This is a genomic window from Rhizobium sp. C4 (genome assembly GCF_021026315.1).
Classification (GTDB): domain Bacteria; phylum Pseudomonadota; class Alphaproteobacteria; order Rhizobiales; family Rhizobiaceae; genus Ensifer_A.
The window spans coordinates 187,760-211,718 of the sequence record NZ_JAJNCX010000001.1; the positions used below are offsets into that span (position 1 = coordinate 187,760).

Annotated in this window: 23 protein-coding genes and 2 tRNA genes; 1 reads left to right on the top strand and 24 read right to left on the bottom strand. The window is 60.2% G+C overall.

Annotated elements, in window-relative coordinates:
- Position 1: 1 nt before the first annotated feature.
- The 24 genes from LQK84_RS00850 to LQK84_RS00965 form a co-directional block, all read right to left on the bottom strand.
- A complete protein-coding gene (locus LQK84_RS00850) occupies positions 2-685 on the bottom strand; it encodes an ABC transporter ATP-binding protein (protein ID WP_230826714.1) in 684 nt (227 codons plus the stop codon).
- A 16-nt stretch (positions 686-701) separates the two neighbouring features.
- Entirely contained in the window at positions 702-2,006 is a 1,305-nt protein-coding gene (locus LQK84_RS00855) for a lipoprotein-releasing ABC transporter permease subunit (protein WP_230826715.1), read from the bottom strand.
- Positions 2,007-2,025: 19 nt separating this feature from the next.
- On the bottom strand, positions 2,026-3,348 hold the full coding sequence (gene proS, locus LQK84_RS00860; protein WP_230826716.1) for a proline--tRNA ligase: 1,323 nt from the start codon (positions 3,346-3,348) through the stop codon (positions 2,026-2,028).
- Between the two features lie 574 nt (positions 3,349-3,922).
- Entirely contained in the window at positions 3,923-4,198 is a 276-nt protein-coding gene (locus LQK84_RS00865) for a DUF1467 family protein (protein ID WP_230826717.1), read from the bottom strand.
- Positions 4,199-4,360: 162 nt separating this feature from the next.
- On the bottom strand, positions 4,361-4,765 hold the full coding sequence (gene mce, locus LQK84_RS00870; protein WP_230826718.1) for a methylmalonyl-CoA epimerase: 405 nt from the start codon (positions 4,763-4,765) through the stop codon (positions 4,361-4,363).
- A 21-nt stretch (positions 4,766-4,786) separates the two neighbouring features.
- Complete coding sequence (locus tag LQK84_RS00875) at positions 4,787-6,457, bottom strand: ribonuclease J (RefSeq protein WP_230826719.1); 1,671 nt, start codon at positions 6,455-6,457, stop codon at positions 4,787-4,789.
- A 2-nt stretch (positions 6,458-6,459) separates the two neighbouring features.
- On the bottom strand, positions 6,460-7,236 hold the full coding sequence (locus LQK84_RS00880; RefSeq protein WP_230826720.1) for a biotin--[acetyl-CoA-carboxylase] ligase: 777 nt from the start codon (positions 7,234-7,236) through the stop codon (positions 6,460-6,462).
- Positions 7,236-8,678 (bottom strand): NADH-quinone oxidoreductase subunit NuoN, encoded by a 1,443-nt coding sequence (gene nuoN / locus LQK84_RS00885; protein WP_230826721.1) that lies wholly within the window; start codon positions 8,676-8,678, stop codon positions 7,236-7,238. The genes LQK84_RS00880 and nuoN overlap by 1 nt, the downstream gene beginning before the upstream one ends.
- A gap of 19 nt (positions 8,679-8,697) precedes the next feature.
- Complete coding sequence (locus tag LQK84_RS00890; RefSeq protein WP_230826722.1) at positions 8,698-10,209, bottom strand: NADH-quinone oxidoreductase subunit M; 1,512 nt, start codon at positions 10,207-10,209, stop codon at positions 8,698-8,700.
- Positions 10,209-12,200 (bottom strand): NADH-quinone oxidoreductase subunit L, encoded by a 1,992-nt coding sequence (nuoL, locus tag LQK84_RS00895; RefSeq protein WP_230826723.1) that lies wholly within the window; start codon positions 12,198-12,200, stop codon positions 10,209-10,211. Before nuoL ends, LQK84_RS00890 begins: the two co-directional genes overlap by 1 nt.
- Before the next feature lie 7 nt (positions 12,201-12,207).
- Positions 12,208-12,516, bottom strand: coding sequence for an NADH-quinone oxidoreductase subunit NuoK (gene nuoK / locus LQK84_RS00900; protein ID WP_109857779.1), 309 nt, complete (start codon positions 12,514-12,516; stop codon positions 12,208-12,210).
- A gap of 33 nt (positions 12,517-12,549) precedes the next feature.
- Positions 12,550-13,164, bottom strand: a complete 615-nt coding sequence (locus tag LQK84_RS00905) for an NADH-quinone oxidoreductase subunit J (protein ID WP_230827264.1) — start codon at positions 13,162-13,164, stop codon at positions 12,550-12,552.
- Between the two features lie 138 nt (positions 13,165-13,302).
- Positions 13,303-13,794 (bottom strand): NADH-quinone oxidoreductase subunit NuoI, encoded by a 492-nt coding sequence (nuoI, locus tag LQK84_RS00910; RefSeq protein WP_230826724.1) that lies wholly within the window; start codon positions 13,792-13,794, stop codon positions 13,303-13,305.
- 2 nt (positions 13,795-13,796) lie between these two features.
- Positions 13,797-14,840 carry an NADH-quinone oxidoreductase subunit NuoH gene (nuoH, locus tag LQK84_RS00915; RefSeq protein WP_230826725.1) on the bottom strand — a complete coding sequence of 348 codons (1,044 nt, stop codon included), beginning with the start codon at positions 14,838-14,840 and terminating at the stop codon, positions 13,797-13,799.
- 11 nt (positions 14,841-14,851) lie between these two features.
- Positions 14,852-16,933, bottom strand: coding sequence for an NADH-quinone oxidoreductase subunit NuoG (gene nuoG / locus LQK84_RS00920; RefSeq protein ID WP_230826726.1), 2,082 nt, complete (start codon positions 16,931-16,933; stop codon positions 14,852-14,854).
- Between the two features lie 125 nt (positions 16,934-17,058).
- On the bottom strand, positions 17,059-17,772 hold the full coding sequence (locus LQK84_RS00925; protein WP_230826727.1) for a helix-hairpin-helix domain-containing protein: 714 nt from the start codon (positions 17,770-17,772) through the stop codon (positions 17,059-17,061).
- 6 nt (positions 17,773-17,778) lie between these two features.
- Complete coding sequence (gene nuoF, locus LQK84_RS00930) at positions 17,779-19,083, bottom strand: NADH-quinone oxidoreductase subunit NuoF (RefSeq protein ID WP_230826728.1); 1,305 nt, start codon at positions 19,081-19,083, stop codon at positions 17,779-17,781.
- 10 nt (positions 19,084-19,093) lie between these two features.
- Entirely contained in the window at positions 19,094-20,089 is a 996-nt protein-coding gene (nuoE, locus tag LQK84_RS00935) for an NADH-quinone oxidoreductase subunit NuoE (RefSeq protein WP_230826729.1), read from the bottom strand.
- Positions 20,090-20,105: 16 nt separating this feature from the next.
- Entirely contained in the window at positions 20,106-20,360 is a 255-nt protein-coding gene (locus tag LQK84_RS00940) for a hypothetical protein (protein ID WP_230827265.1), read from the bottom strand.
- Positions 20,360-21,553 carry an NADH-quinone oxidoreductase subunit D gene (locus LQK84_RS00945; RefSeq protein ID WP_230826730.1) on the bottom strand — a complete coding sequence of 398 codons (1,194 nt, stop codon included), beginning with the start codon at positions 21,551-21,553 and terminating at the stop codon, positions 20,360-20,362. Before LQK84_RS00945 ends, LQK84_RS00940 begins: the two co-directional genes overlap by 1 nt.
- An 18-nt stretch (positions 21,554-21,571) precedes the next feature.
- Positions 21,572-22,174: an NADH-quinone oxidoreductase subunit C gene (locus LQK84_RS00950; RefSeq protein ID WP_230826731.1), complete on the bottom strand. Its 603-nt coding sequence runs from the start codon at positions 22,172-22,174 to the stop codon at positions 21,572-21,574.
- Positions 22,175-22,191: 17 nt separating this feature from the next.
- Positions 22,192-22,776 (bottom strand): NuoB/complex I 20 kDa subunit family protein, encoded by a 585-nt coding sequence (locus tag LQK84_RS00955; RefSeq protein ID WP_230826732.1) that lies wholly within the window; start codon positions 22,774-22,776, stop codon positions 22,192-22,194.
- Positions 22,767-23,132, bottom strand: a complete 366-nt coding sequence (locus tag LQK84_RS00960) for an NADH-quinone oxidoreductase subunit A (protein WP_109857788.1) — start codon at positions 23,130-23,132, stop codon at positions 22,767-22,769. Before LQK84_RS00960 ends, LQK84_RS00955 begins: the two co-directional genes overlap by 10 nt.
- A gap of 429 nt (positions 23,133-23,561) precedes the next feature.
- Positions 23,562-23,638 (bottom strand) — tRNA-Asp (locus LQK84_RS00965).
- A 219-nt stretch (positions 23,639-23,857) separates the two neighbouring features.
- On the opposite strand from LQK84_RS00965, the gene LQK84_RS00970 reads away from it, so the two are divergent.
- A tRNA-Val gene (locus tag LQK84_RS00970) sits at positions 23,858-23,933 on the top strand.
- Positions 23,934-23,959: the final 26 nt, after the last annotated feature.

Here is a 23,959-nt window from a genome sequence, read left to right on the forward strand (position 1 = left end):
CTCAGAATTCGAGAACCCTGCCCTCGTCCAGCGTGATGCGGCGATCCATCTTCGAGGCGAGCTCGTGGTTATGGGTCGCGATCATGGCCGCAAGGCCGGACTGCCGGACGAGCGCCGTGAGCGCTTCGAAGACGTAGCCGGCGGTATCCGGATCGAGATTGCCGGTCGGCTCGTCGGCGAGCAGGATCTGCGGCGCGTTGGCGACCGCGCGCGCAATCGCCACGCGCTGCTGCTCACCGCCGGACAGTTCTGCCGGGCGATGGGTGCCGCGATGGCCGATACGCATGTAGGCCAGCAACTGCTCGGCGCGCTCTGAGGCGTCCTTGCGGGACAGGCCGGCAATGAGCTGCGGCATCATGATATTCTCCAGCGCGCTGAATTCCGGCAGGAGATGATGGAACTGGTAGACGAAGCCGATCTCGGCACGGCGCACGGCGGTGCGTTCGTCATCGGACATTTCGGCGCAGGAATGGCCACTGACGATGACATCGCCTTCGCTTGGCCGCTCAAGCAGACCGGCAATGTGCAGAAGCGTCGACTTGCCGGTGCCGGAGGGCGCGACAAGCGCGACGGTCTCGCCGCTTCTCAGCGTGAAATTGGCGCCCTTGAGGATCGACAGTTCCTGATCGCCCTGCCCGTAGCTGCGCCGGATGTTCTTCAGTTCCAGGACTGGTTGCTGCTTCATCGGGTTGGGAGCCTTCTTATTCGTATCTCAGCGCCTGGACAGGGTCCAGCTTGGCGGCGCGCCAGGCCGGGAAAATCGTGGCGAGGAAGGACAGCGCCAGCGCCATGACGAGGACGGAGAGCGTCTCGCCAAGGTTCATCTCGGCCGGCAGCTGGCTCAGGAAATAGAGTTCCGGATTGAAGAGCGTCGTCCCCGAGAGCCAGGAGAAGAACTGCCGGATGCGCTCCACATTCAGGCACACCACGACGCCGAGGATCAGGCCAGCAAATGTGCCCGTCGTGCCGATCGCGGCGCCTGTCATGAAGAAGATGCGCATGACCGCCCCGGACGTCGCGCCCATCGTGCGCAGGATGGCGATGTCGTGTCCCTTGTCCTTCACCAGCATGATCAGGCCGGAGATGATGTTGAGGGCTGCGACCAGCACGATCAGCGTCAGGATCATGAACATGACGTTCCGCTCGACCTGAAGGGCGGAGAAGAAGGTCGAATTGCGCTGTCTCCAGTCGGTGATAAAGATCTGTCGACCGGCAGCCTTTTCGATCGGCTCGCGCAGTTCGTCGATCTTGTCCGGGTTGTTCACGAAGAGTTCGATCGACTGGACGATGCCGTCGGCGTTGAAATAGAGCTGTGCCTGCTCCAGCGGCATGAAGATGATGCTGGAATCATATTCCGACATGCCGATCTCGAAGACGGCCGAGACCTTGTAGGACTTGACGCGCGGATTGACACCCATCGGCGTCACGTCACCTTCCGGTGATATCAGTGTCACCGTGTCGCCAACGCCCACTCCCAATGATGCGGCGAGCCGCGATCCGATGGCGATCCCGTCGCCGGCGGCAAAGCCCACGAGGTCACCGGATTTGATATTGTCGGCGACATATTTAAGCTTGGTGATGTCTTCGGCGCGAATGCCGCGCACAAGGGCGCCGGAGCCGGCGCCGTTCTTGCCAGACGCCAGCGTCTGCCCCTCGACCAGCGGAATGGCCATCTTCACGCCGGGAACGGCGGAGAATTTCTGGGCGAGTTCATTATAGTTGTTGAGTGGCGTGTCGACGGGCTGGATGATCATGTGCCCGTTGACGCCGAGGATGCGCGAGATCAGCTCGGTGCGGAAGCCGTTCATCACCGCCATGACGATGATGAGCGTCGCCACACCCAGCATGATGCCCACGAAGGAAAAGCCGGCAATGACCGAAATGAACGCTTCCTTGCGCCGGGCGCGCAGATAGCGCCAGGCCACCATGCGTTCGAAGGCGGAAAACGGCCCCGTTTTCGTGATCCGGTTTGCCGTTGCGCTTGCGCCGCTGTCGCCTTTCGCCATGTCGTCTCCGTATCGGCTGTCAGCCGATGAGTTTGTTGATCGCCGCCTCGATCGTCAGGGTCTGACGCTCGCCGGTCTTGCGGTCCTTCAGTTCCACTTCGCCACTGGCCACCGAACGGGGGCCGACAATGACCTGATCCGGAACGCCGATGAGATCGGCCGTTGCGAATTTGGAACCCGCCCGTTCGTCCGTGTCATCCAGCAGTATGTCCTTCCCGGCATTCGCGAGGCTTTCGTAAATGCGCGAAGAGGCTTCATCGCAGCCTGCGTCACCGGTTTTCATGTTGATGATCGTCGCATCGAACGGTGCAACGGAGCGCGGCCAGATGATTCCGTTCTCGTCATGGGAGGCTTCGATGATGGCGGGAACGAGGCGTGTCGGGCCGATGCCGTACGAACCCATGTGGACAATGTGTTCCTTGCCGTCGGGACCCAGGACCTTGGCACCCATGGGATCGGAATATTTCGTGCCGAAGTAGAAGATGTGGCCAACTTCGATGCCGCGCGCGGAAAGACGGTCACCTTCGGGGATCGCGTCGAACTCGGCCGCATCATGCATTTCGGACGTTGCGGCATAGGCCGAGGTCCACTTGTCGAAGATCGACTGCAGCGCGGGCACATCGTCGAAATCGGTGTTCTCGGCCGGAATGTCGAAATTCACGAAATCCTTGTGGCAGAACACTTCCGACTCGCCGGTTTCAGCCAGGATGATGAATTCATGGCTGTGATTGCCACCGATCGGGCCGGTGTCTGCACGCATCGGGATGGCGCGCAGCCCAAGGCGCGAGAAGGTGCGCAGATAGGCCGCGAACATCTTGTTGTAGGAATGGATCGCGCCTTCCTTCGTCAGGTCGAAGGAATAGGCATCCTTCATCAGGAATTCGCGCGAACGCATCGTGCCGAAGCGCGGACGGATCTCGTCACGGAACTTCAGCTGGATATGATAGAGGTTCAGCGGCAGGTGCTTGTAGGACTTGACGTAGGACCGGAAAATGTCGGTGATCATCTCCTCGTTCGTCGGACCATAGAGCATGGCGCGGTCCTGACGGTCCTTGATGCGCAGCATCTCCTTGCCGTAGTCGTCATAACGACCGCTTTCCTGCCACAGCTCGGCTGACTGCAAAGTAGGCATCAGCAGCTCGATGGCGCCGGCGCGGTTCTGCTCTTCGCGAACGATCTTGCAGACCTTGTCGAGCACACGCTTGCCGAGCGGCAGCCAGGAATAGATGCCGGCCGACTGCTGGCGGACCATGGCCGAGCGCAGCATCAGGCGGTGGGAGACGATTTCCGCCTCCTTGGGGTTTTCCTTGAGGATGGGCAGAAAGAAGCGGGAGAGACGCATGACGGGTTCCAGACGAAAAGCCGTCTCCAGAGGCTGGAGAATCGGGCTTGCGGTTGTCGAATTCGAAGCGTTCTTAAACGCTTCCGGTCCGGAAGAAAACCCGCCTGCGCATACGTGCCAGAACGACACACACAAGCTGCCGTAACGGCGGCATCTTACGTAACGGCAAGACCCGCATGACGAGAATGTGAAATTTCATTGTCAATAGGAAAAATTCCGACAACTGTGTCAAAAATGCAAAAAAACCTGATGACAAGCCCAAATCAATTCGCTAGGTTCAGCCTACAAAACAGGCAGAGATCAACAAACTCTGCTAATTTCGCGGTCAAGTCTTGGGAGGATCAGATCGTAGGCGCGCTCAGTCGCTGCCGCCGGAAACGGCTAAGGGTCACGCGAAGAATTTGGAAACAAGGCTCAAAAGGCCTTGTTTTTTTTTGCTTTCATTCGAACAGCGCGGATGAATGGCTGAGGCGCCCTCTTCGCTGCTTCATACTTTCCAGAGATTGTCCAGACGTCCAGGCCTCGGCGGACCGCCACCATGCGTGTTGGTCCTCAGGTGCGTATCACGCGTGCGTCAGAGTGAGCGGTAGTCCGGGTAAAATTGCGGGATGGAATCGAAGGTAAAGCCGAAATACATCGAGATCAGAAACCAGCCGGCGAAGATCGCAGCGGCGACCAACGTCGTTAACAGAAAGGTCCGCCAGGCCCGGTGATGCGCAGGCGCGCTTGCCACGGTTCCGAGAAGCCGCTCGCCCTCTTCCTGCTGGCTGCGGAAGCCGAAGGGCAGGATGAGAAACAGCGTCAGCCACCAGATGATGAAATAGACGGCAAAGCCAAAGAACCAGTTCACGCGACATCCTCCCGACGCCCGACATCAAAACGCAGCCAGACCATCATCTACGCCCAACCTGTGCCGCCTGCAAAGAGCACGCGGATTGCGTGCTTTCATCGCCCTTGATGAAAATCAGATACTTATGCTGGACAGTGAACCAAATGGCGCTGCGCCAAAGCGTCACACCTGCTCCAGCTCGACCAGAGTGCCCTGAAAGTCCTTCGGATGCAGGAAGAGAACCGGTTTGCCATGCGCGCCGATCTTGGGCGTCCCATCGCCCAGAACGCGGGCACCACCGGCCGCCAGCTGGTCGCGCGCCGCGATGATGTCGGCGACCTCGTAGCAGATGTGGTGCATGCCGCCGGAGGCGTTCTTGGCGAGGAAAGCCGCGATCGGAGAGTTTTCGCCCAGTGGTTCGAGGAGTTCCACCTTGGTGTTCGGCAGCTCCACGAAGACGACGGTCACGCCATGCTCAGGCAGTGCCTGCGCCTGCGAAACCTTCGCCCCCAGCGTATCCCGATAGACCGTGGTCGCGGCGGTGAGATCCGGGACGGCGATTGCGATGTGATTGACCCTTCCCAGCATGTCTCTCTCCTCAATTCCGGTTCAGGTAACCCGGTTCAGAAACACGGTCACGACCGGCTTCTTGCCCCAGCTCTGGTTGACCGTCGCCCTCACCGCACGGCGAACGGACTCCTTGACGGCTTCAAGGTCCTTCCGGCGCGCGCGCGGAATGCTCTCGACGGCTCCCAGAACGGCATCATAGATGGCGTCATCCATGGCATCGCCTTCATCGTCGAAGGCTGGCAAGCCAAAGCTGACTACATCCGGGTCATCCACGAAGTCGTAGCGTGCGTCGAGCAGGACATTCACGGCGACATGTCCGACATAAGCGAGTTTGCGGCGTTCGCCAATTCCCACTTCGTCGAAGTCGCCGATCAGGTTGCCGTCCTTGTAGATGCGGCCGAAGTGCACCTTTTCGAGGATCACGGCCGGTCCCGGCGCAAGACGCAGCATGTCGCCGTTGCGAACCTGCTGGACCGTCTCGATACCGGCACTGCTGCCCAGTTCTGCCTGGGCATTCAGATGCGCGGCCTCGCCATGAACCGGAACGAGGATCTTCGGGCGGACCCATTCATACATCTGGCGCAGTTCCGCACGGCGCGGGTGACCGGAGACATGCACGAGGGCATCGCTGTCTCCGATGATCTTGATGCCCTGGTCGATCAGGCCGTTGCAGATGTCGAGGATCGGCTTTTCATTGCCCGGAATGGTGCGCGAGGAAAATACGACGAGATCACCCGGCGCCAGCGCCACATTGCGCATTTCGTCGCGCGAAAGCTTGGCCAGAGCCGCCCTCGCCTCGCCCTGGCTGCCCGTCAGGATCACCACGACCTTGTCGCGCGGGATGTAGCCATACTGGTCTTCGCTGATGAACGGCTTCACGCCCTCCATCAGACCGCAGTCGCGCGCCACATCAGTGACGCGCTTCATCGAACTGCCGAGCAGGAGAACGTCGCGCCCGGCGCGTTCGGCGGCCTGGGCGATGGAGCGGATGCGGCCGACATTCGAGGAGAAGGTGGTAATCGCGACGCGGCCTTCGGCCTGCTCGATGATCTTGGTCAGGCTCTCCGCCACCTCCTTCTCGGAGGGTGAAATGCCTTCGCGCATGGCATTGGTGCTGTCGCACATCAGCGCGAGAACGCCCTCGTCGCCGATGGCGCGGAAGCGGTTTTCATCCGTCAGCGGCCCGCCGGACGGATACATGTCGATCTTCCAGTCGCCGGTGTGAACCAGATTGCCCAGCGGCGTGCGGATGAAAAGCGACATCGGCTCGGGGATCGAATGGGTGACGGCCACCGCCTCGATCTCGAAGGGACCGACATTGATGCGGTCTCCGGCCTTGAAGATGGTAATCGGCACTTCGCCGCGGCTCTGTTCGTATTCGCGCTTTGCTTCCAGCATGCCGGCGGTAAACGGCGAGGCGTAGACAGGCACATTGAGCTCGCGCCAGAGATCCGACAGCGCGCCATAATGGTCTTCATGGGCGTGCGTGATGATAATGCCCTTGAGGTCGGTGCGCCGCTCCTTGATGAAGGCAATGTCGGGCAGCACGAGGTCGGCGCCCGGCAGATCGGGACCTGCGAAGGTCACGCCGCAATCGACCATGATCCATTGGCGCTTGGCCGGGGGACCAAAGCCGTAGAGCGCGAGATTCATGCCGATTTCGCCGACACCACCGAGCGGCAGAAATACCAGGTCTTCAGATTTCGCCATTCTCAACTTCTTCCGGCTTTCAAGAAAAATACATCACCGGCAGCGATTGCCTGGCGCGTCCCATCGGGAAGATCGAGCAATAGCATGCCCTGCGGATCAATCCCGGAAAAAATTCCCTGCAATGAGCGATCGGGAAGGTTCACCGCCACCGGCTCGCCGATACCCTTGGCGACCTGCCGCCACCGATCGACGAGAATGGACGTACCCTCGCCTCGGTTCCAGACTTTCAACATATGCTCCATCGCCTCGTAAAGGCGGGCAAACAGGATGTCCGGGCTGCAGGTGGCGCCGCGCTCGGCAAGACATGTCACCGGATAGAGAGTTTCGGCAGGCTTGTGGGCAATGTTGATGCCGCAGCCAATCACGAGCGCATGATGCCCCTGTGGCAGAGCTTCACCTTCCAGAAGGATGCCGCTCACCTTGCAGCCCTCGACAAGGACGTCGTTCGGCCACTTGATCTTGACATCGACATCGGCGGGAAGTTCGCGCCGGATCGCGTCATATACGGCCAGCGACACCGCGAGCGGAAGGCTCGCAAGGCGGTCAAGCGGCGCAGGATCGATCAGAAGCAGGGAAGCATAGAGATTGCCGGGCTCGGACACCCAGGACCGGCCGCGTCGCGCCCGACCGCCGGTCTGCTTGCGCGCGGTGACCCAGAGATTGCCCGGATCGCCAGCACGCGCACGTTCGAGACATTCGAGATTGGTCGATTGCGTTTCATTCAGTTCAATGTGCCGAAAGCCGGTATCCGGCTTCCGGCGAGACTCGATGCCGTCCATCAGTAGAAGGAACGGGCAGCGGCTTCAGCCGCCGCACCCAGCGGTCCACCGATCAGCAGATAGCCGATGACGAAGAGACCGGAGAGGCCATAGACCAGCTTCAGCTCACCTGCCGGACGCACGAACTCGTGCTTGGCATCGTCGAACCACATGACCTTGACGATGCGCAGGTAGTAGTAGGCACCGACAACAGACGACAGAACGCCGAGGATTGCGAGCGTCAGAAGGTTCGCCTTGATGGCAGCCATGAAGACGAAATACTTGGCGAAGAAGCCTGCGAGCGGCGGAATGCCGGCCAGCGAGAACATCAGCAGCGTCAGAACCAGGGCCATGGCCGGATTGGTCTTGGACAGGCCCGCGAGATCGTTGATGCCTTCAACAGCGCCGCCGTCCTTCACGCGCATGGCGAGGATGCAGGCGAATGCGCCGAGCGACATGACCGAGTAGATCAGCAGGTAAATCAGGACGCCTGAAATGCCTTCCTGGTTGCCGGCAGCAATGCCGACCAGCGCATAGCCCATGTGACCGATCGACGAATAGGCCATCAGACGCTTGACGTTCGTCTGGCCGATCGCGGCGAAGGCACCGAGCGCCATCGAGGCAATCGAGATGAAGACGATGATCTGCTGCCAGTCGTGCACGATCGGCTTGAAGGCAACGGCAACGAGGTGGATGAGGATCGCCATGGCGGCAACCTTGGGTGCTGCCGAGAAGAAGGCCGTGACCGGGGTCGGCGCACCTTCATAGACGTCCGGCGTCCACATGTGGAACGGCACGGCCGAAATCTTGAAGGCGATGCCGGCGAGCACGAAGACCAGGCCGAAGACGAGACCCAGCGAACGATGTTCGGCGGTCAACGCAGCGGCGATTTCGGAGAAGCCCGTCTGGCCGGTGAAGCCGTAGACCAGCGACATGCCGTAAAGCAGCATGCCCGAAGAGAGCGCGCCGAGAACGAAATATTTCAGGCCGGCTTCAGTCGACTTAACGCTGTCACGGTTGATCGCGGCGACAACGTAGAGCGCCAGCGATTGCAGTTCGAGCGACAGGTAGAGCGAGATGATATCGTTGGCCGAAATCATCAGCATCATGCCGAGCGTCGCAAGCACCATCAGCACCGGATATTCGAAGCGCATATCAGGCTCCGACCGGCGATGGCCGATGGCAAGAACGAGCGCGACGATGGAGCCGCCGAGCGACAGCAGCTTCATGAAGCGAACGAAGGCATCCGAGCGATAGGCGCCTGCATAAGCAGTGCCATCGACACCCTTGAAGACGACAAGCGCGCCGACGGCAATCAGCAGGAGCACCGAAAGGCCGGTGACAGTTCCCGCCGACTTGTCGCCGGAGAAGACGCCGATCATCAAGAGGATCAGCGCGCCGACAGCGAGAACCAGCTCCGGAAGCGAAAGCTGCAGGCTGGCAATGAGCGTTTCTGCGGTCATGATCTCGTAAATCCCGTCGTCAGTTCATCGTGACCGCGACAGAATGCGCGGCTTCGATTGCAGCAGTATAGTTCTTGAGCAGCAGGTCTACGGAAGCTGCGGTCGCATTGAAGACCGGAGCAGGATAGACGCCGAAGAAGATGGTGGCGATGGCCAGCGGATAAAGGATGAGCTTTTCGCGGGCCGACAGGTCGAGCAGGCTCTTCAGCGTATCCTTGTCCAGCGCACCGAAGATGACTCGGCGATAGAGCCAGAGCGCGTAGGCCGCCGAGAGGATGACACCTGTTGCGGCAAACAGAGCCACGAAGGTGTTGGCGCGGAAGGCACCGAGAAGCGTCAGGAATTCACCCACGAAACCCGAGGTGCCCGGCAGGCCCACATTCGCCATCGTGAAGATCATGAAGGCGACGGCATATTTCGGCATGTTGTTGACCAGACCGCCATAGGCCGAGATCTCGCGGGTATGCATCCGGTCATAGACAACGCCAACGCAGAGGAAGAGCGCGCCGGAGACGATGCCGTGCGAAAGCATCTGGTAGATCGCGCCCTGCAGACCCTGAACGTTGGCTGCAAAGATACCCATGGTCACATAGCCCATGTGGGCGATCGATGAATAGGCGATCAGCTTCTTGATGTCCGTCTGCATGAGGGCGACCAGCGACGTATAGATGATCGCCAGAACCGACAGCGTGAAGACAAAGGGTGCGAAGTGCTCGGACGCGACCGGGAACATGGCCAGCGAGAAGCGGATGAAACCATAGCCGCCGAGCTTCAGGAGGATGCCGGCCAGGATAACCGAACCCGCGGTCGGTGCCTGAACGTGCGCATCGGGAAGCCATGTGTGGACCGGCCACATCGGCATCTTCACCGCGAAGGAGGCGAAGAAGGCAAGCCACAGCCAGGTCTGCATCCCCGCGGGGAACTTGTGGCTCAGCAGTTCCGGAATGCTGGTCGTGCCGGCGTCCCAGTACATCGCCATGATGGCAAGCAGCATCAGCACCGAGCCGAGCAGCGTGTAGAGGAAGAACTTGTAAGATGCGTAGACGCGATCCTTGCCACCCCAGACGCCGATGATGATGAACATCGGGATCAGGCCTGCCTCGAAGAAGACGTAGAAGAGAACGATGTCGAGCGAGACGAACACGCCGAGCATCAGCACTTCGAGGATCAGGAAGGCAATCATGTATTCCTTGATGCGCTTCTCGACGGCGAACCAGCTGGCGAGCACGCAGAAGGGCATGAGGAAGGTCGTCAGGATCACGAAGAGCATGGAAATGCCATCGACACCGACGGCATAGGAAATGCCGGTGTTCAGCCAGGCATGCTTTTCGACCATCTGGAAGCCGGGATTGGCATTGTCAAAGCCGATCCAGATGAACAGCGACACGGCAAAGGTCACAACAGTGGTCAGCAGCGCGATGCTCAGCACATTGCGACGGCCGGACGGGGAGTCGTCACGCGTCAAAAGCAGCAACAGTACGCCGACCAGCGGCAGGAAGGTGACGACGGTCAGAATTGGCCAATCGGTCATCAGAGGGCACTCCCGACGATCATCCAGGTAACAAGCGCGGCAATGCCGATCAGCATCGCGAACGCGTAATGGTAAAGGTAGCCGGACTGGAGCCGGACAACGCGACCGGTCACATCCATGACACGGGCAGCAACACCGTTCGGGCCGAAGCCATCGATCACGCGGCCATCGCCCTCCTTCCAGAGGAAGTTGCCGAGCCACTTGGCCGAGCGGACGAACAGGAAGTCGTAGATCTCGTCAAAGTACCACTTGTTCAAGAGGAACTGGTAGAGAACGCGATGCTGTTCGGCGAGAACCTTCGGCACATTCGGCGAGACGATGTACATCCAGTAGGACAGCAGGAAGCCGAGCACCATGGCGATGAAGGGGCTGAGCTTCACCAGCGCCGGAACACCATGAACGTGATGCAGGATCTCGTTGGTCGGGAGCGTGAAGAGCGCACCCTTCCAGAATTCCGCATATTCTTCACCGAAGAAATGATCATGGAACAGGAAGCCTGCGAACAGCGCACCGATCGACAGGATCAGCAGCGGCAGCAGCATGACAGCCGGCGATTCATGCACGTGGTGCATGACCTCATGCGAGGCGCGCGGCTTGCCGTGGAAGGTCATGTGAACCAGACGCCACGAGTAGAAGCTCGTGAAGAAGGCGGCGATGACTAGGAGCCAGAAGGCGAACTGACCGGAGGCGCTGTGCGCGGCATAGGTCGCTTCGATGATGGCGTCCTTGGAGAAGAAGCCGGCCGTACCGATGACGGTGAAGGGAACGCCAACACCCGTGAGCGCAAGCGTGCCGATCATCATGGCCCAGTAGGTCATCTTGATGTGCTTGCGAAGGCCACCCATGTAACGCATGTCCTGCTCGCCATCGACGGCGTGGATGACCGAGCCGGCGCCAAGGAACAGAAGCGCCTTGAAGAAGGCGTGCGTGAAGAGGTGGAAAACGGCCGCGCCATAGGCGCCAACGCCGAGGGCCGCAAACATGTAACCGAGCTGCGAGCAGGTCGAATAGGCGATCACGCGCTTGATGTCGTTCTGGACGAGACCGACGGTCGCGGCGAAGAAGGCCGTGATGGCTCCGATGATCGTGACGACGGTCAGCGCATCGGGCGACAGTTCGAACAGCGGCGACATGCGGGCGACGAGGAAGACGCCGGCGGTGACCATGGTTGCAGCATGGATAAGTGCCGAAACCGGTGTCGGGCCTTCCATGGCGTCCGGAAGCCAGGTGTGCAGCAGGAACTGAGCAGACTTGCCCATCGCGCCGAGGAACAGCAGCAGGCAGGTCGCGGTGATCGCGTGGCCCTGGTCAAGCTGCATGCCGAACAGGTTGATGACAACCTTGCCCTGCCCTGCGGCCGGAATGTAGGTCGGAGCGGCTGCAAAGATCGTGTCGAAATTGATCGAGCCGAACAGCACGAAGACGCTGAAGATGCCGAGAACGAAGCCGAAGTCGCCGACGCGGTTGACGATGAAGGCCTTCATGGCGGCAGCACTGGCCGACGGCTTCTTGAACCAGAAGCCGATGAGCAGGTAGGACGCCAGACCCACGCCTTCCCAGCCGAAGAACATCTGCAGCAGGTTGTCCGACGTGATGAGCATGAGCATCGCGAAGGTGAAGAGCGAAAGGTAAGCGAAGAAGCGCGGCCGATGCGGGTCGTGATGCATGTAGCCGATCGAGTAGAGATGCACGAGCGACGACACGGTGTTGACCACGACGAACATGACGGCGGTCAGCGTGTCGATGCGGAACGCCCAGGAGACGTCGAGGCCGCCGGACTGGATCCAGTGCAGAACCTGAACCTTGATCACTTCCTCATGATGGCCCAGCGCCACGTTGAAGAAGACCACCCAGGACAGCACAGCAACGACGATCATGAGGCTCGTCGTGACGAATTCGGAGGCTTTTGCGCCAATGGTGTTGCCACCGAGGCCTGCAATGAGGAAGCCGATCAGCGGAAGGAAGACGATGGCTTTGTAGAGCATGTCCATGGTTCGATCAGCCCTTCATGACGTTGACGTCATCGACCGCGATGGAGCCGCGGTTGCGGTAGAAGACGACGAGAATTGCAAGACCGATGGCCGCTTCAGCAGCCGCAACGGTCAGAATGAACAGAGCGAAGACCTGGCCTGCAATGTCATGCAGGAAGGTCGAGAAGGCCACCATGTTGATGTTGACCGCGAGCAGGATGAGCTCGACCGACATCAGGATGACGATGATGTTCTTGCGGTTCAGGAAAATCCCGAAGATACCCAGCACGAAGAGAATGGCGCTGACCGTGAGATAATGGGAAATACCGATTTCCATGATTGTCTTTCCTTGAATGTCCGGTCGCCTGCCTTAGATGCCCTGCCCCGGCTTCACCTTGACGATCGTGACCGCCGTCTCGGGTGTGCGGGCCACCTGGGCCGAAATGTTCTGCCGCTTGACGTTCGTCCGATGCTTCAGCGTCAGCACGATCGCGCCGATCATCGCAACGAGAAGAACAAGTCCGGCGATCTGGAAGAAGTAGATGTAGTGCGTGTAGAGCACGTCGCCGAGCGCCTGCGTGTTGCTGCGCTCCGTCAGTGCCGGGATCGGAACCGCCGCCTTCTTGGCAATCTCAGGCGAAATCGTGGAGCCGCCGATCACGAAGATCAGTTCGAGCGCCAGGATGATGCCGATCAGGCCGCCGATCGGGGCATATTCCAGCGCCTTCGTGCGAAGGGCCGCGAAGTCGACGTCGAGCATCATCACGACGAAGAGGAAGAGAACCGCCACCGCGCCGACATAGACGACGAGAAGGATCATCGCCAGGAACTCGGCGCCGGTCAGCAGGAAGAGCCCGGCCGCGTTGAAGAAGGTCAGGATCAGGAACAGGACGGAGTGAACCGGGTTCCGCGCCGAAATCACCATGAACGCCGATGCGATGGCGATGAAGGCGAACAGATAAAAGAATAGAGCCTGAAGACCCATGTCGATGCCTTTTTCAGCTTTCCGGAGGACGACGGTCCGTCGCCGGCCCATCCGGTGAGACGCACCGGTTGCCGGCGCGCCATGCCCCTTTTGCGCGCCCGCCCAGACTGGCGAAGCGCGTTTCATGTCAGATGCGGATCACCGGTACGGTGCGTCCATTGCGATATTGGCCGCGATTTCCCGCTCCCAGCGGTCGCCGTTGTCGAGAAGACGGGCCTTGTCGTAATAAAGTTCTTCGCGCGTTTCCGTCGCGAATTCGAAGTTCGGGCCTTCGACGATGGCGTCGACCGGGCAGGCTTCCTGGCAGAAGCCGCAATAGATGCACTTCACCATGTCGATGTCGTAACGAACCGTACGGCGCGTGCCGTCATTGCGGCGCGGGCCGGCTTCGATGGTGATGGCCTGTGCGGGACAGATCGCTTCGCAGAGCTTGCAGGCGATGCAACGCTCTTCACCATTCGGATAACGGCGCAGCGCATGCTCACCACGGAAGCGCGGAGAGACCGGGCCCTTTTCGAACGGGTAGTTCACAGTCGCCTTGGGCCGGAAGAAGTAGCGCATGGTCAGACCGATGGCGCTGACAAACTCGCGCAGGAACAGCGACTTAACGAATTGGGAAGCAGAGGCCATAATCACGCCCATCCCGTCAGCTTGAGTACGAATGCGGTTACGATCAGGAAGAAGAGCGACAGCGGAAGGAAGACCTTCCAGCCGAGGCGCATCAGCTGGTCGTAGCGGTAGCGCGGCACGAATGCCTTCACCAGGCCGAACATGAAGAACACCATGGACGCCTTGAGGATGAACCAGATAACGCCAGGCACCCAGTTCAGGAACCATACATCAACCGGAGGCAGCCAGCCGCCAAGGAAGAGGATCGTCGTCAGCGCGCACATCAGGACGATGGCCGAATATTCGCCGAGCATGAACATCATGTAGGGCGTGGAGCCGTATTCGACCATGAAGCCGGCCACGAGTTCCGATTCCGCTTCCGGAAGGTCGAAAGGCGGACGGTTCGTTTCAGCAAGCGCCGAGATGAAGAAGATGATGAAGACCGGGAAGAGCGCGAGCCAGTTCCAGTCGAGCAGCGACGGCGGCAGGCCAAGCTTGGTGCCCAAACCCGTGTTCTGCGCCATGACGATGTCGGAAAGGTTCAGCGAGCCGACGGTCAGAAGAACCGTGACGATCACGAAACCGATCGAGACTTCGTAGGACACCATCTGCGCGGCGGAGCGGAGCGCGCCGAGGAAGGGATACTTCGAGTTCGAAGCCCAGCCACCCATGATGATGCCGTAGACTTCGAGCGAGGAGATCGCGAAGACATAGAGGATGCCGACATTGATGTTGGCGATCACCCAGCCGGCATTCAATGGAATGACGGCCCAGGTGGCCAGTGCCAGCGTCACGGCAACCAGCGGCGCCAGAAGGAAGACGCCCTTGTTGGCGCTTGCCGGAATGACCGGTTCCTTGAGCACGAACTTCAAAAGGTCGGCGAAGGACTGGAAAAGTCCCCAGGGACCCACCACGTTAGGACCGCGACGCATCTGGACGGCAGCCCAGATCTTGCGGTCTGCGAGCAGGATGTATGCGATGAAGAGCAGCAGCGCGACGAGCAGCAGCAGGGACTGCCCTACAATGATCAGCGCCGGCCAGACATAGGTGAAGAAAAACTGGTCCATGATCCCTGCCCTTACTCCGCGGCAACCTTGAAGTTGTTGGCCGCCAGCGCGGAACACTCAGCCATGACGGCAGAGGCCCTCGCTATCGGGTTCGTCAAATAGAAGTCTTTGACCGCGCTTGCAAATGCGGATTTCTCCAGAGCACCGGTTTTTTTCGCCAATGCAGCAATTTCAGCCGCAGAGCCGGGCTGGATCGCGTCCAGCTGGGCGAAATGCGGGTGGCTTGCATAGAGCTTTGCACGCAATGCACCAAGCGAATCAAAGGGAAGCTTCTTGCCGAGCACGTCGGAAAGCGCACGGATGATCGCCCAGTCTTCGCGGGCATCGCCCGGTGCGAAGCCGGCGCGCGCGCTCATCTGGACGCGGCCTTCGGTGTTGACCCAGGTGCCGGACTTTTCCGTGTAGGCGGCACCCGGCAGGATGACGTCAGCGGCGGAAGCGCCGGCGTCGCCATGGCTGCCGATATAGACCGTGAAGCCGGCCTTCTTGGCCGAGAAGTCTAGTTCGTCAGCGCCGAGCAGGAAGAGAACATCCATCGTGCCTACCTGCGTTGCAGCATCCGCACCGCCCTCACCCGGCACGAAGCCGAGATCGAGTGCGCCGACGCGCGAGGCTGCCGTGTGCAGGACGGCAAAGCCGTTCCACTCGTCGGTGACAGCGCCATACTCGACAGCGATCTTGGCGGCAGCAGCAAGAACAGCCGCGCCGTTTGCGCCCTTGAGTGCGCCCTGGCCGACGATGATCATCGGGTTCTTGGCGGCTTTCAGCTTTTCAGCGAAGCCGTTCGAGCCATCAGCAACGGCTGCGAGCGTATCGGTGCCGGCGCCGAGATATTCGTGGCCGTAGCGGAATTCGCCATCCTGACCGATCACGCCAACGGCGACGCCGCCCTGGCGCCAGCGCTTGCGGATGCGGGCGTTGAGAACGGCCGCTTCGAAGCGCGGATTCGAGCCGACGAGCAGGAAGGCATCTGCCTTCTCGATACCGGCAACAGTCGGGTTGAAGATGTAGGAAGTGCGGCCGAGCGACGGATCAGCAAATGCGCCATCCTGACGGGCGTCCACATTCTTGGAGCCAAGCGCGGCCATCAGTTCGCCAAGCGCATAGATTTCCTCGACGGAGGCGAGATCGCCGGCGATCGCGCCGATCTTCGAGCCAGAGGTCTTGGAAACGGCATCCTTGATCGAAGCGAAGGCTTCACCCCAGGTCGCCGGAACCAGGCGGCCGTCCTTGCGGACATAGGGCTTGTCGAGGCGCTGCGTGCGCAGGCCGTCCCAGACGAAGCGCGACTTGTCGGAGATCCACTCCTCGTTCACGTCTTCATTGATGCGCGGCATGATGCGCATGACTTCGCGACCACGCGTGTCGACGCGGATCGAGGAGCCCAGCGCGTCCATGACGTCGATCGTCTCGGTCTTGTTCAGCTCCCACGGGCGGGCCGTGAAGGCGAAGGGCTTGGAGGTCAGTGCGCCAACCGGGCAGAGGTCAACAACGTTGCCCTGCAGCTCGGAGGTCATGGCCTGCTCGAGATAGGTGGTGATTTCGGCATCTTCACCGCGACCGATCAGGCCGAGTTCGGAAATGCCCGCGACTTCCGTCGTGAAGCGGACGCAGCGCGTGCAGTGAATGCAGCGGTTCATCACGGTCTTGACGAGCGGGCCGATATACTTGTCTTCGACGGCGCGCTTGTTTTCATTGTAGCGCGTGCCATCCATGCCGAAGGCCATGGCCTGGTCCTGCAGGTCGCATTCGCCACCCTGGTCGCAAATCGGGCAATCCAGCGGATGGTTGATCAGCAGGAATTCCATCACGCCTTCGCGGGCCTTCTTGACCATCGGCGTATTGGTGTAGACTTCCGGCAGTTCGCCGTTCGGGCCACCGCGGATGTCGCGCACGCCCATGGCGCAGGAAGCTGCCGGCTTCGGCGGGCCACCCTTGACCTCGACGAGACACATGCGGCAGTTGCCGGCAACCGACAGCCGCTCGTGAAAACAGAAGCGCGGCACCTCCGCCCCGGCTTCCTCACACGCCTGCAACAGCGTGAAATGATCCGGAACTTCGATTTCCTTACCGTCGACTTTCAGCTTCGCCATATTCGCCTTCCCGCTTCCGCGCTCAACCGCGCATCAAGCCAGAGTTTCTGTCGTGGTCCGCGCAGTCCTTGATGCGGACCACCCTCGCCTATTTCATTTCACGCCCTTGAACCAAGCCTTGCGGCTCAGTGTCCGGTCGCCAAGATCGTCCGTGCCTGCCCTGCCCAATCATCCCGCAAAATCCGGCCTTCAAGGCCAAGTTCCGCGTCGAGCGCAGCAAGCGCTGCTTCGTCCATTTTCGCCAGCTGCGCGAATGTCACCACACCGTGACCGATCAGCACATTGGCCAGCTTCGGGCCAATGCCCGAAATCCGCTTCAAGTCGTCTTTGGCCGAAGCCGAGGTCTTAACCACCGCAGCCTTTTCGGCTGACTTGCGCGCCTTGGCAGACTTGACCGCCTTGCGCGCATGCTTCTCGATCACCTCTTCGACCGCCGGCTTCGCAGAGCGAGCCTTGCTCGGCGCACCAGTGACCACCGGCTCCGCCGGTTCGGCTTCTGCAACCTTCGCCACGACCGGCTCGGCAGCAGGCGCCACATCCGCGACAGCAGGTTCCTGGGTTTCCGCATTCGCGCGGTCTGCCTGATCCTGCAGTGCATTGAGGAAGAGACTTGCCCACTGGCCCGTCATCCGGATCCCGTAAGCCGTTGCCGCTGCCATCATGATGGCCGGGTTGGCCATCAGCGGATTGAGCGCAACGCCCTCTTCCTTGTCCCTGTCCTTCGTCCAGTCGGTCTTCATGAACGCCTCCATCGCCTCATTCGTCGCTCGAACAAGGTTCGCAACCGCATCATGCGGCGCGGACATGTCGTCACGATGATCGTTGCGCTGAGCGTTCATGGAAGCTTACTCGGCAGCCTCCAGAACCGCGCCGTGCGCCATGGCGTTGGCCGTGTACTGGTCGATCCGCTTTTCGATTTCCGGACGGAAATTGCGGATCAGACCCTGGATCGGCCAGGCGGCAGCGTCACCCAATGCACAGATCGTGTGACCTTCGATCTGCTTCGAGACTTCAAACAGCATGTCGATTTCGCGCTTCTGCGCGTTGCCCTTCACCATGCGCTCGAGAACGCGCATCATCCAGCCCGTGCCTTCGCGGCAGGGCGTGCACTGACCGCAGCTCTCGTGCTTGAAGAAGGCGGCGATGCGCCAGATGGCCTTGATGATGTCGGTGGACTTGTCCATGACGATCATGCCGCCGGTGCCGAAGGAAGACTTCACTTCGCGCATGCCGTCGAAGTCCATGATGGCATCCTTCATGTCCTCGCCCTTGACGACGGGGCACGAAGCACCACCCGGAATGACGGCGAGCAGGTTGTCCCAGCCGCCACGGATGCCGCCGCAATGCGTTTCGATGATCTCGCGGAAGGACAGGCCCATCGCTTCTTCGAAGGTGCAGGGCTTGTTGACGTGACCGGAGACCATGAACAGCTTGGTGCCGACATTGTTCGCACGGCCGATCGAGGAGAACCACGAGGCGCCGCGACGCAGGATGGTCGGGGCAACGGCGATCGATTCGACGTTGTTGACCGTGGTCGGGCAGCCATAGAGGCCCATATTGGCCGGGAACGGCGGCTTCAGGCGCGGCTGGCCCTTCTTGCCTTCAAGGCTTTCGAGCAGTGCCGTTTCTTCGCCACAGATGTAGGCGCCTGCACCGTGGTGCAGGTAGACGTCGAAGTCCCAGCCGTTCTTGTTGTTCTTGCCGAGAAGGCCGGCATCGTAGCACTCGTCTACGGCCGCCTGCAGGGCTTCACGCTCGCGCATGTATTCGCCGCGCAGGTAGATGTAGGCGGTGTTTGCGCCCATGGCGAAACCGGCAATCACGCAGCCTTCGATCAGCGTATGCGGATCGTGGCGCATGATGTCGCGGTCCTTGCAGGTACCGGGCTCGGATTCGTCGGCATTGACGACGAGGTAATGCGGGCGGCCGTCGCTCTGCTTGGGCATGAACGACCACTTGAGACCCGTCGGGAAGCCAGCGCCACCGCGGCCACGAAGACCTGAAGCCTTCATTTCCTCGATGATCCAGTCGCGACCCTTTTCGATGATCTGCTTGGTGCCGTCCCAGTGGCCGCGCGACATCGCGCCCTTCAGGGACTTGTCCTTGAGACCGTAAAGGTTGGTGAAAATGCGATCTTCGTCTTTAAGCATGTCTCACCTCTCAACGCGGCTTCTTGCCGAAAACGCGCACATATTCTTCTTCGCCGCCGCGCGCCAGCGCGTCAGCCTGCTTGATCCAGTCGTCGCGGACAATGCGGCCGCGGAATGCGAGATAGCCATCGACCCAGGCGATTTCCTTCTCGGTCCACTTGGCGATCTGCGCGAACGTGTAGATGCCGAGATCATGAAGCTTGGTTTCCATAACCGGGCCAACGCCGGAAATCATCTTGAGGTCGTCCGGTGTTGCCGGCTTTTCGACGGCCGCAGGACGGTTCGGATCATCGAGCGACGGCTTGGCGTCTGCCTTTGCAGCGGCAGCCGGTGCTTCAGCAGCGGGCGCGACCGGAGCCACAGCCTCAACGGGCTTGGCAGCCTTGGGTGCCGGCGTATCGGATGTCAGTGTCACAGGCGCACCGGCCGGAGCCGAGTAGACCCGATCGATCTGCGGACCGGGGGTGACGTCACCGCCCTTGCCGGCTTCGAAACGGTCGATGATGTATTCAAGCTGCGTCGGCGTCAGGTCCTCATAGGTGTCCTTGAAGATGACAACCATCGGCGCGTTGACGCAGGCGCCCTGACATTCGACTTCTTCCCACGACAGCGTACCGCTCTCGTTGGTGTGAAGCGGATCGTGGTGGATCTTCTTCTTGCAGACCGCGATCAGGTCTTCGGCGCCGCGCAGCATGCAGGGCGTGGTGCCACAGACCTGAACGTGAGCGCGCGTACCGACCGGCTTGATCTGGAACTGCGTGTAGAAGGTCGCGACTTCGAGAACGCGGATATAGGGCATTTCCAGCATGTCCGCGATCTTTTCGATCGCCGCACGCGTGACCCAGCCATCCTGTTCCTGAGCGCGCATCAGCAGCGGGATCACCGCCGACTGCTGGCGGCCAGCAGGATACTTCTTGATCGTTTCAGCCGCCCACGCGCTGTTGGCTTCGTTGAAGGCGAAGCTCTGCGGCTGGACGTTATCATCGGCTAGTCGTCGAACGGACATTCTCTTTCACGCCTTGTCAGTTGATGGCACCGCATTTGGTATTCGTGACGGACACGAATTCGCAAGCGTAGGCCGACTGGTCTTTCTGCATAAATATCACGAACTTGGCGCCGTTCGGAACGGCGGCCTTGATCTCGTAGCCCTGGCCAAGAAGATCCTTCATCGTGGACGGCGGCTGGGGCGCATTCTTGCCCGTATTGCCACCGAGCGTCTCGGCGGAGGCCGCAGACGCCAGAACCATGATGAAAGTCGCCAGGGCGATCCGAGACATCATCTGTCAACCTCACCGAACACGATGTCGAGCGAGCCAAGGATCGCCGTCACGTCTGCCAGCATGTGGCCGGAGCTCAGGAAATCCATCGCTTGAAGATGCACGAAGCCCGGGGCGCGGATCTTGCAGCGATACGGCTTGTTGGAACCGTCGGAGACAAGATAGACGCCGAATTCGCCCTTCGGCGCTTCGACAGCCGCATACACTTCGCCGGCCGGAACGTGGAAGCCTTCGGTGTAGAGCTTGAAGTGGTGGATCAGCGCTTCCATCGAGCGCTTCATCTCGCCACGCTTCGGCGGAACGACCTTGCCGTCGAGTGCCGAAACCGGACCAACCTTTTCGCTCCCAAGCAGGCGTGCGCAGCATTGCTTCATGATCTTCACGGCTTCGCGCATTTCGATCATGCGGATCAGGTAACGGTCGTAACAGTCGCCATTCTTGCCGATCGGGATATCGAAGTCGAGTTCCGAGTAGCACTCATACGGCTGCGCGCGACGCAGGTCCCAGGCAGCGCCCGAACCGCGAACCATCACACCCGAGAAACCCCACTTCCATGCGTCTTCCAGCGACACGACGCCAATGTCGACGTTACGCTGCTTGAAGATACGGTTGCCGGTCAGCAGGCCTTCGATATCGTCGAGAACCTTGAGGAAGGGATCGCACCAGGCGGCGATGTCTTCGACCAGCTTGTGCGGGATATCCTGATGCACGCCACCCGGACGGAAATAGGCTGCGTGCATGCGCGCGCCACAGGCGCGCTCATAGAACACCATCAGCTTTTCGCGCTCTTCGAAGCCCCAGACCGGCGGCGTCATCGCGCCAACGTCCATGGCCTGCGTGGTCACGTTCATGATGTGCGACAGGATGCGGCCGATTTCCGAAAAGAGCACGCGGATCAACTGACCGCGCTTCGGAACGTCGATGCCCAGCAGCTTCTCGATCGCGAGGCAGTACGCATGTTCCTGGTTCATCGGCGCGACGTAGTCGAGACGGTCGAAATAGGGAACGGCCTGCAGATAGGTCTTGGCTTCGATCAGCTTTTCGGTGCCGCGATGCAGAAGGCCGATATGCGGGTCCGCGCGCTCGACGATTTCGCCGTCAAGTTCGAGAACCAGACGCAGAACGCCGTGTGCCGACGGATGCTCGGGACCGAAGTTGATCGTGAAGTTGCGGACGGAATGTTCTTTCGTCATTGTCATGTCTTCCGCCCCTTACTTCGCTGCCTTCTCGTCGCCGGGCAGCACATAATCCGTGCCTTCCCAGGGCGAGAGGAAGTCAAAATTGCGGAACTCCTGGCGCAGTTGCACGGGTTCATAGACCACCCGCTTTGCCTCGTCGTCGTAGCGCACTTCGACATAGCCGGTCATCGGGAAGTCCTTGCGCAGCGGATGCCCCTCGAAACCGTAGTCGGTGAGGATGCGGCGCAGATCGGGATGGCCCGAGAAAAGAATGCCGTACATGTCGTAGGTTTCGCGCTCGAACCAGTTTGCGCCCGGATAGATATCGCAGGCGGAGGGAACCGGCTTGTCTTCGCTCGTCGAAACCTTGATGCGGATACGCAAATTCTTCGACGGCGACAGAAGGTGATAGACCACCTCGAAACGCTCTTCACGGCCCGGATAATCGACACCGCAGATATCCGTCAGATTGACGAAACGACAGGCAGCGTCGTCATGGAGGAACTGCAGAACATCCAGGATGTTTTCCGGCGCGACTGTTATGCTCAGTTCGCCATGGGCAACTTCCGACGCCAGAACCAGCGAACCCTTCTGTTCGCCGATCCGGACCGAAAGCTCGTTCAGTGCTTCGCTCATTGCTTAACCCTTCAGCCTTAGCGCTCGATCGTTCCGGTGCGCCGGATCTTCTTCTGAAGAAGCAGCACGCCGTAGAGCAGAGCCTCGGCCGTGGGGGGACAGCCCGGAACATAAACGTCTACCGGAACGACGCGGTCACAACCACGCACGACCGAATAGGAATAATGATAGTAGCCGCCGCCATTGGCGCAGGAACCCATCGAGATGACGTAACGGGGCTCGGGCATCTGGTCATAGACCTTGCGCAGAGCGGGCGCCATCTTGTTGGTCAGAGTGCCAGCAACGATCATGACGTCCGACTGGCGCGGTGATGCGCGCGGAGCAACGCCGAAGCGCTCCATGTCGTAACGCGGGCCGGAAGCCTGCATCAGGCCCTCAACGGCGCAGCAGGCCAGACCGAACTGCATCCACATCAGCGAGCCGGTACGGGCCCAGGTGATGAGCTCGTCCGTTGCGGTGACGAGGAAGCCCTTGTCGGCCAGCTCGTTGTTGATTTCACCGAAGAACTTGTCGTTCGCGCCAAGCGGCTTGCCGGTCGAGGGATCGATGATCCCCTTCGGCTGCGGCGCGACGAGCGTGGTGTTGCCGGATGTCACTCCCATTCGAGTGCTCCCTTCTTCCATTCATAAATGAAGCCGATCGTGAGGACGCCGAGGAAGACCATCATGGACCAGAAACCGACCCAACCGATGCTGCTGAACGACACGGCCCAGGGGAACAGGAAAGCGACTTCCAGGTCGAAGATGATGAACAGGATCGACACGAGATAGAAGCGGATGTCGAACTTCATGCGCGCATCATCGAATGCGTTGAACCCGCACTCGAACGAGGAAAGCTTTTCCGAATCGGGCGCCTTGAACGCAAGTGCGAAGGGCGCGATCAACAGCGAGATGCCGATAATCAGCGACACGCCTATGAAGATCGCGATCGGGAGATAGGAACTAAGGAGATCTGTCATTCTGTCCGTCCTTGCCTGTCCTTGAGAGCGGTCGCGTCGGGCGCGCCGGGCAGTTGCCGACAGGGCGTAGGTCTTCGTTGCAACGTCATCGTGACTAGCGCAGCCCGTCTTGCGGCGCAAGCGATTTGAACCGCAAAACAGCGATTAACATCATGAACTTTACCAATTCACGACACAGATGCCGCAGCACCGTTTCGCAGCGCAATATGACGAGGGTCAATTCGAAAGAAATGTTCGATCAGCACTGCAGGCACGATACATTTCCACAGCTGAAGCACAGAGGACCTGCGCCCGAACGACGCGCAGCTGCGCAAGTTTACGACGTGAGTCGCGAGCAACGAAACACAGCTTCAGGTATTGGATGGAGGAGGAAATTGCGTTCACCTTTTCGATGAACCTATTCTCATATCTTACTGTTAAGAAAGAGAATGGCGCGAGTGACGGGGCTCGAACCCGCGACCTCCGGCGTGACAGGCCGGCACTCTAACCGACTGAGCTACACCCGCGCATTTTCCCGAACCGCGTCGCCGCCTCGTTCGGTGAGGCGGTTTCTAGGGGGTAGACGGATGAGTGTCAAGCAGATTTGAAAACAAAAAATCGCGCTGACGACATTTTTTTGACAGATGCCCGGAATGATCGCCGCAGGTCAAAAAAAATGCGAAAAATGCCAATCGCCCTCTTGCGGATCACAGTCTTTGCGAATAGATCACCCCCACCAACGCGGCGGGCGATTAGCTCAGTTGGTAGAGCGCCTCGTTTACACCGAGGATGTCGGGAGTTCGAGTCTCTCATCGCCCACCATTCTTTCCCAAACAACATGAAGAACA

What these genes read in the sequence shown, in the direction of transcription:
- nuoH (WP_230826725.1), bottom strand. Translation starts at nt 14,840, where the DNA reads ATGGACCAGTTTTTCTTCACCTATGTCTGGCCGGCGCTGATCATTGTA.
- mce (WP_230826718.1), bottom strand. Translation starts at nt 4,765, where the DNA reads ATGCTGGGAAGGGTCAATCACATCGCAATCGCCGTCCCGGATCTCACC.
- LQK84_RS00955 (WP_230826732.1), bottom strand. Translation starts at nt 22,776, where the DNA reads ATGGGAGTGACATCCGGCAACACCACGCTCGTCGCGCCGCAGCCGAAG.
- nuoE (WP_230826729.1), bottom strand. Translation starts at nt 20,089, where the DNA reads ATGTCCGTTCGACGACTAGCCGATGATAACGTCCAGCCGCAGAGCTTC.
- LQK84_RS00890 (WP_230826722.1), bottom strand. Translation starts at nt 10,209, where the DNA reads ATGACCGATTGGCCAATTCTGACCGTCGTCACCTTCCTGCCGCTGGTC.
- nuoN (WP_230826721.1), bottom strand. Translation starts at nt 8,678, where the DNA reads ATGACCGCAGAAACGCTCATTGCCAGCCTGCAGCTTTCGCTTCCGGAG.
- LQK84_RS00950 (WP_230826731.1), bottom strand. Translation starts at nt 22,174, where the DNA reads ATGAGCGAAGCACTGAACGAGCTTTCGGTCCGGATCGGCGAACAGAAG.
- nuoL (WP_230826723.1), bottom strand. Translation starts at nt 12,200, where the DNA reads ATGGACATGCTCTACAAAGCCATCGTCTTCCTTCCGCTGATCGGCTTC.
- nuoI (WP_230826724.1), bottom strand. Translation starts at nt 13,794, where the DNA reads ATGGCCTCTGCTTCCCAATTCGTTAAGTCGCTGTTCCTGCGCGAGTTT.
- LQK84_RS00960 (WP_109857788.1), bottom strand. Translation starts at nt 23,132, where the DNA reads ATGACAGATCTCCTTAGTTCCTATCTCCCGATCGCGATCTTCATAGGC.
- LQK84_RS00855 (WP_230826715.1), bottom strand. Translation starts at nt 2,006, where the DNA reads ATGGCGAAAGGCGACAGCGGCGCAAGCGCAACGGCAAACCGGATCACG.
- LQK84_RS00925 (WP_230826727.1), bottom strand. Translation starts at nt 17,772, where the DNA reads ATGAACGCTCAGCGCAACGATCATCGTGACGACATGTCCGCGCCGCAT.
- LQK84_RS00850 (WP_230826714.1), bottom strand. Translation starts at nt 685, where the DNA reads ATGAAGCAGCAACCAGTCCTGGAACTGAAGAACATCCGGCGCAGCTAC.
- LQK84_RS00880 (WP_230826720.1), bottom strand. Translation starts at nt 7,236, where the DNA reads ATGGACGGCATCGAGTCTCGCCGGAAGCCGGATACCGGCTTTCGGCAC.
- LQK84_RS00940 (WP_230827265.1), bottom strand. Translation starts at nt 20,360, where the DNA reads ATGTCTCGGATCGCCCTGGCGACTTTCATCATGGTTCTGGCGTCTGCG.
- LQK84_RS00945 (WP_230826730.1), bottom strand. Translation starts at nt 21,553, where the DNA reads ATGACGAAAGAACATTCCGTCCGCAACTTCACGATCAACTTCGGTCCC.
- nuoK (WP_109857779.1), bottom strand. Translation starts at nt 12,516, where the DNA reads ATGGAAATCGGTATTTCCCATTATCTCACGGTCAGCGCCATTCTCTTC.
- LQK84_RS00905 (WP_230827264.1), bottom strand. Translation starts at nt 13,164, where the DNA reads ATGGGTCTTCAGGCTCTATTCTTTTATCTGTTCGCCTTCATCGCCATC.
- nuoF (WP_230826728.1), bottom strand. Translation starts at nt 19,083, where the DNA reads ATGCTTAAAGACGAAGATCGCATTTTCACCAACCTTTACGGTCTCAAG.
- proS (WP_230826716.1), bottom strand. Translation starts at nt 3,348, where the DNA reads ATGCGTCTCTCCCGCTTCTTTCTGCCCATCCTCAAGGAAAACCCCAAG.
- nuoG (WP_230826726.1), bottom strand. Translation starts at nt 16,933, where the DNA reads ATGGCGAAGCTGAAAGTCGACGGTAAGGAAATCGAAGTTCCGGATCAT.
- LQK84_RS00875 (WP_230826719.1), bottom strand. Translation starts at nt 6,457, where the DNA reads ATGGCGAAATCTGAAGACCTGGTATTTCTGCCGCTCGGTGGTGTCGGC.